General features: G+C 37.0%; 1 protein-coding gene and 2 pseudogenes. All 3 read left to right on the forward strand.

The window, feature by feature from the left end; translation table 11 throughout:
* Positions 1 to 2,043, forward strand: a pseudogene (locus F960_RS22870) (hypothetical protein); the annotation flags it as partial.
* Complete coding sequence (locus F960_RS00260; protein ID WP_004846994.1) at positions 2,033 to 2,284, forward strand: hypothetical protein; 252 nt, start codon at positions 2,033 to 2,035, stop codon at positions 2,282 to 2,284. The pseudogene F960_RS22870 and the gene F960_RS00260, both read left to right, overlap by 11 nt.
* Positions 2,285 to 2,376: 92 nt before the next feature.
* Positions 2,377 to 4,929, forward strand: a pseudogene (locus F960_RS21695) (VENN motif pre-toxin domain-containing protein); the annotation flags it as partial.
* Positions 4,930 to 4,993: the final 64 nt, after the last annotated feature.

Consider the following 4,993-nt stretch of genomic DNA (forward strand, 5'->3'; position numbering starts at 1 on the left):
TCTGAAAGTAATCGAGGTTTTAATATCTTAACCAATATTGGTACGCCAATAAAAGGTCAGGATGAAAATAGTAGTAAATTCCCAAGCGGAAGTACGACTGTGGGGTTGCAAAGCACGGGTAATGAAACAGAACAGTTGACCAAAGCGACGATGGGGCAAGGTACTGTTACAAATGCAACTGATGGTACAAACAGAGATATTAACCAAAACCAAGAAATTACCCGAGATCAAGTGACAGGGATGTTAGATGGTTCTGTTACGGTGGATCATCGATTGTTGACGGAGAGTGGGCGAGCTGAAATTATTCAGGAGCAGAAGAATTTACCACAGAATGGAAAAATTATCGCAGGTTCGACAGCTACTGGAGGGTTAATTTTAGGTTCAGGTATTGTAGGTTTATTTGATGAAAATGGGACTGTAAAAGATGCTACTACCCTAACTCAAAATAATGTAAATGCTGCATATAATTCAGACTTAGCTGCAAATCTACAATTAATTCAAGAAGGAAAGTCAACGAATGTTGTCGATAATCAAGATATACTAAATAAATATAGCCAAGGGTTGATTGATGAAACAAGTGTAGGAAACACCCAAATTAATTTGGTACAAGATCTCTTAAATAAAGATGATTATCGAGTTAACGCAACAACCAATATTACAAATAAATTAGATACTTATCTTGATGTGAATGCTCAAAACAAGAGTGTAAATTTAATTACACATGAAGCTTCACATCAAGCAGGTTTTAGTGAAAATTCTGCAGACGCATTAGCTTGGCTTGGTGAAACTGCATTTAACATAAATAGTTGGGTCAATTCAACAAATATTAATGATACTAAACACAACATTCAAAACATACCAAAACCAATTATTTCTGGTGTAAATGATTCCCAAGCCCAACAAGATTTACTGGCAAAAAATGCATCACAAATCGCTGTGCAACAAGCTGTTGGGGATGATTTTAAAGATAGACAGCCTACAAGACAGCGAGATGAAAAAATTGATGATGTTTTTCATAAAAACGTTGCAACACATTCAGCTGTTATATTTAAAGATGACAAAGTATCCAATGGATCAATCATTGCAAATGATTTAAAAATTGCAGGCAAATGTAGTACAGACACCCAATGTAAGCAAATTGCATTAGGTTTGACTAAATCTGATGGAAAAACCTATTTTATTGTTTCAAATAAAGACAAAGATCAGGGGGTTAATGGTCTAAGACTTCAAGCTGAAACATTAATGGCCCAACTTGGAGGAGATTTTAAAGCGCTTGCTGGTTCGAATAAGGATTTACAATTACAAATCAGAGATTTATTAGTCAAAGGACAAAATCAGCCTGCGGTTGATATTAGTGATTTATATAATATTGCAGAAGGATTGGCCTATGTTCGTATGTATAAGGATGCAGGAGTTATTCCTTCAAGTAGTATAGGATCTGCGATCAAAGATGCATTTAATTATTCAAAAGCAGCGAAATTAGATAATGCAGTAAATTCAAATACGACGGCATACCCTCAGGACTTTGCGATAGATGATTTGAAAGTACCAGGTAGACAGATTGATACTGCTCTTAATATAGGTTCTACTGTAATGACAGTTGCAGACTTAGCCTATATTGGAAAGTATGGTTTAACAGCATTTAATACGATGAAAGCTACTAAGGTAGCCCAAAATGCGGAAAAAGCAGCTGCGAGAATTGAAAATAATGTTTATCGTGATGGAGAAACTAGTGCTGATTGGACTTCTGCTAAAAAAGTCTCGAATAATATCAACTTAGCCGGACATTGGCAGAAACATAAAGATGAGTTTCCTACATTATTATCTCAAAATGATTATTACCGTTTTGCACAAGATTTTGTAAATAATCCACCCACTGGTACATTAGTGAAAGTTAGAAAGAATGGTGATAGTGTGTTGTATCAACCGAGTACAAATACATTTGCAGTAAAAACAAAAGACGGACTTCCTAGAACTATATTTAAACCGAACCCAAAAGAACATGGTTATTCAAGTAATTTGGAGTATTTTAATGCACAATAATATGTTACATACATGCAGAATTTGTGGGTATTTTGATGAAACAATATTCCCATGGGGAGATGATGGTAAAACTCCAACATTTGAAATTTGTCCATGTTGTAATGTTGAGTTTGGTTATGAAGATATTCAAATTAGCAGTATTGTGAAGTATAGAGAAAAATGGATGAATTCTGAGAAATTTAATTCAAGTGAGAAATACTTAAAGCAATTAGATAATATTTCTTCTCAATATTTTATGTAAATTAAAATATAGGGAAGATGATATGTTGAAATTTTCACAAAAAGTTTATGATGAGTTACAAGCGGAATTAAATTTATTATCAGCAAATGCAGAACCAAACCACGCTTGATGCCAACAATATCAGTTTGAAGAGCAAAGGAGATACCACACTTGCAGGTGCGCAAGCGACAGCAGATCGTATCGATGCGGATGTAGGCGGTAAGCTCAATATCATTAGCCAACAAGATACAATTGATCAAAAGATAGATCAAACAGGGATAGGCGGACGAGTACAGGCATCATTGGGTACCGCATGGCAAGCCTCAGGTAACTATAATAATAGCAATGCCAATGGACAATCGAACGGTGTCAACCAACAATCAGGACTATTTGCAGGAGATGGTGGTTATCATGTCAAAGCAGATCGTGTTGATCTCCAAGGTGGTGCGATTGTATCCACAGCAACAAAAGATAAAAATGATCTGACTGCCAATAGTTTGACGTTTAGCAATATAGAAAATAAGAGCAGTTATGATGCGACCACTGTGAGTCTATCGGGTGGTACAAGCTTCAATAAAGATAAGACATCTGGTAATAACGAAGCATCAAATCCGACCAATAATGACAACTGGCGTAATGCGACCAGCTTTAGCCCAAGCTTACCACAACATGAGTCAGACAAAGACAGTAGTACGACCTATGCAACGTTAAGCGATGGCAATATCACGATCGGTGGTAAGCAGACGACGACTGAGCAGTTGGGTATCCATAGTGACGCAGCAACAGCCAATAAAAAGTTAGACACATTACCGAACTTACAAAATATATTGGACAATCAGAAGTCGGTGGCGGATGCGACGTCGACGATTGCGGCTGCGACCAGAACATATGCACAAGATCAAATCAAAGCTGCCAATGCACAAAAAGAAGAGATTAAAACAGCACTTAAAGGTTATTTGAGTGAGGATGAGTTAGCTAATGTCAAGCAAATGACTCCAACAGAACAAGACGCATACTTTTCACAAAATTCGACTTATGCAGCTGCATTAGCAAATGAGAAAGTTGTTACTGGTAAATGGGGCATCGGTGGTGATAGTAGCCGTGTTTTAAATGCAGTCACTACGATCATTACAGGTGCGTTAGGAGGTCAAACAGATCTACAAGTTGCTACTAATACTCTCGCACCTTATGCATCGCAATTGATTGGTTCCACTGTTGGTCATGGAGAAAATGAGAATACAGCAGCACAATTGGTATCTCATGCAATATTGGGTGCGGTTTTAGCCTATGTCAATGGAGGAGATCCAGCAGCAGGTGGAAGTGCAGCAGTTGCGAGTGAAGCAGCGGCGAAATACATTGCAAATCAATACAATGATGGTAAGACAGCAATTAACCCTGAAACTGGCAAGTTTGATCCGAACTTATTACCTGAAAGCACTAAAGCAAGTATTCGTGATTTAACTTCAGCAATTGGTGCAGCAGTAGGTGGCACGGTTGGTGACTCGACATTTAATGCGCAGTTAGCGGGTGTGGTTGGGAAGAATGCGGTTGAGAATAATGTATTAGAATCAGTAAGAAAAGATAAAACAACATATTACGATGATATAGATATCAAATTTAATATACTTCAATACGCAGTTGCTAATGGCTTAATTGCAAGAGAATCAGTACCAGAAAGTATTTTTGAGGAATTGACTGATACAACAAACTATAAATCATCTGATGGAACTACAATATTATCACCTGAGGCAAATACATTTTCAAATGATTTTGATAAGCAGATTAAAGACGGGGATGTAATATCACAATCAGAGTATGAACAACTTGTTAAAGATAACCCTAAACTTATTGCTGAGCTGCAGTTAAGTCTAGTTAATCAATCAATTGTGAACGAGAGCCGAGAATTATGGGATACAATAAAAGGACCCGTTTTTAAATATGTTGTACCAGGTTTACAGTTAACAGGAGGAGTTGCTCAACTAGGTTTAGCCGCTGGTATAGATGTAGCGGGTTGTGCAACTGTTGTAGGCTGTGGCATAGCTGTAGTTGGATCTAGTTACTTTATCGTAAATGGTAGTGATGATATAGCCACAGCTATTGCTAATTTTGGAAAAGAGCCATTAAAACAGACAAATTCATTCGTATTAACCAATAATGGAGTTGATGAGGAAACGGCTGGAAATATTAAATTAGTCAGTGGAATTGTTAACTTATTTGGTGAAGCAGTAATTGTTAATCAGGGGTTAAAGGCGACAACAAGTACGGTTGGAAATGTTGCTAATAAATCAAGTGATTTAATGGACAGTAGTACTGCTGCTGGGGATACAGTAAGACATAATTCTGTTAGTACAGCAATTGGTGATGATTCAGCTACAATTAACAATTTTAAAAATGCAACTGATACTGGGAATGGGCATAATATAATTGTACATGGTAGCAAACCAAATTATGATGAAATAGGTGGGATCACAGTTATTAATGATAAGCCTACTAATGTTGAACAAGTAGCAGAAGCAGTTAGAAATAATCCAGATTATGTTGCAGGAACACCAATTTGCTTTGGGTCATGTTGGAGTGGTTCTAGTGGTACTGCTCAGGAATTAGCAAATTCATTGAAAACTCCTGTATATGCTCCGGTAATCCCCCCTAAAAATAATAGGATCTAAAAGTAGAATTTTCTCTTAAGATACAAGCAGGAGATTCTGCATGAAAACATCTAAATTTACAGAC

This window comes from Acinetobacter gerneri DSM 14967 = CIP 107464 = MTCC 9824 (assembly GCF_000368565.1).
GTDB classification, from domain to species: Bacteria; Pseudomonadota; Gammaproteobacteria; order Pseudomonadales; family Moraxellaceae; genus Acinetobacter; species Acinetobacter gerneri.

Excerpts from the sequence above, each read along its gene's own strand:
- F960_RS00260 (WP_004846994.1), top strand. The coding sequence starts at position 2,033 with ATGCACAATAATATGTTACATACATGCAGAATTTGTGGGTATTTTGAT.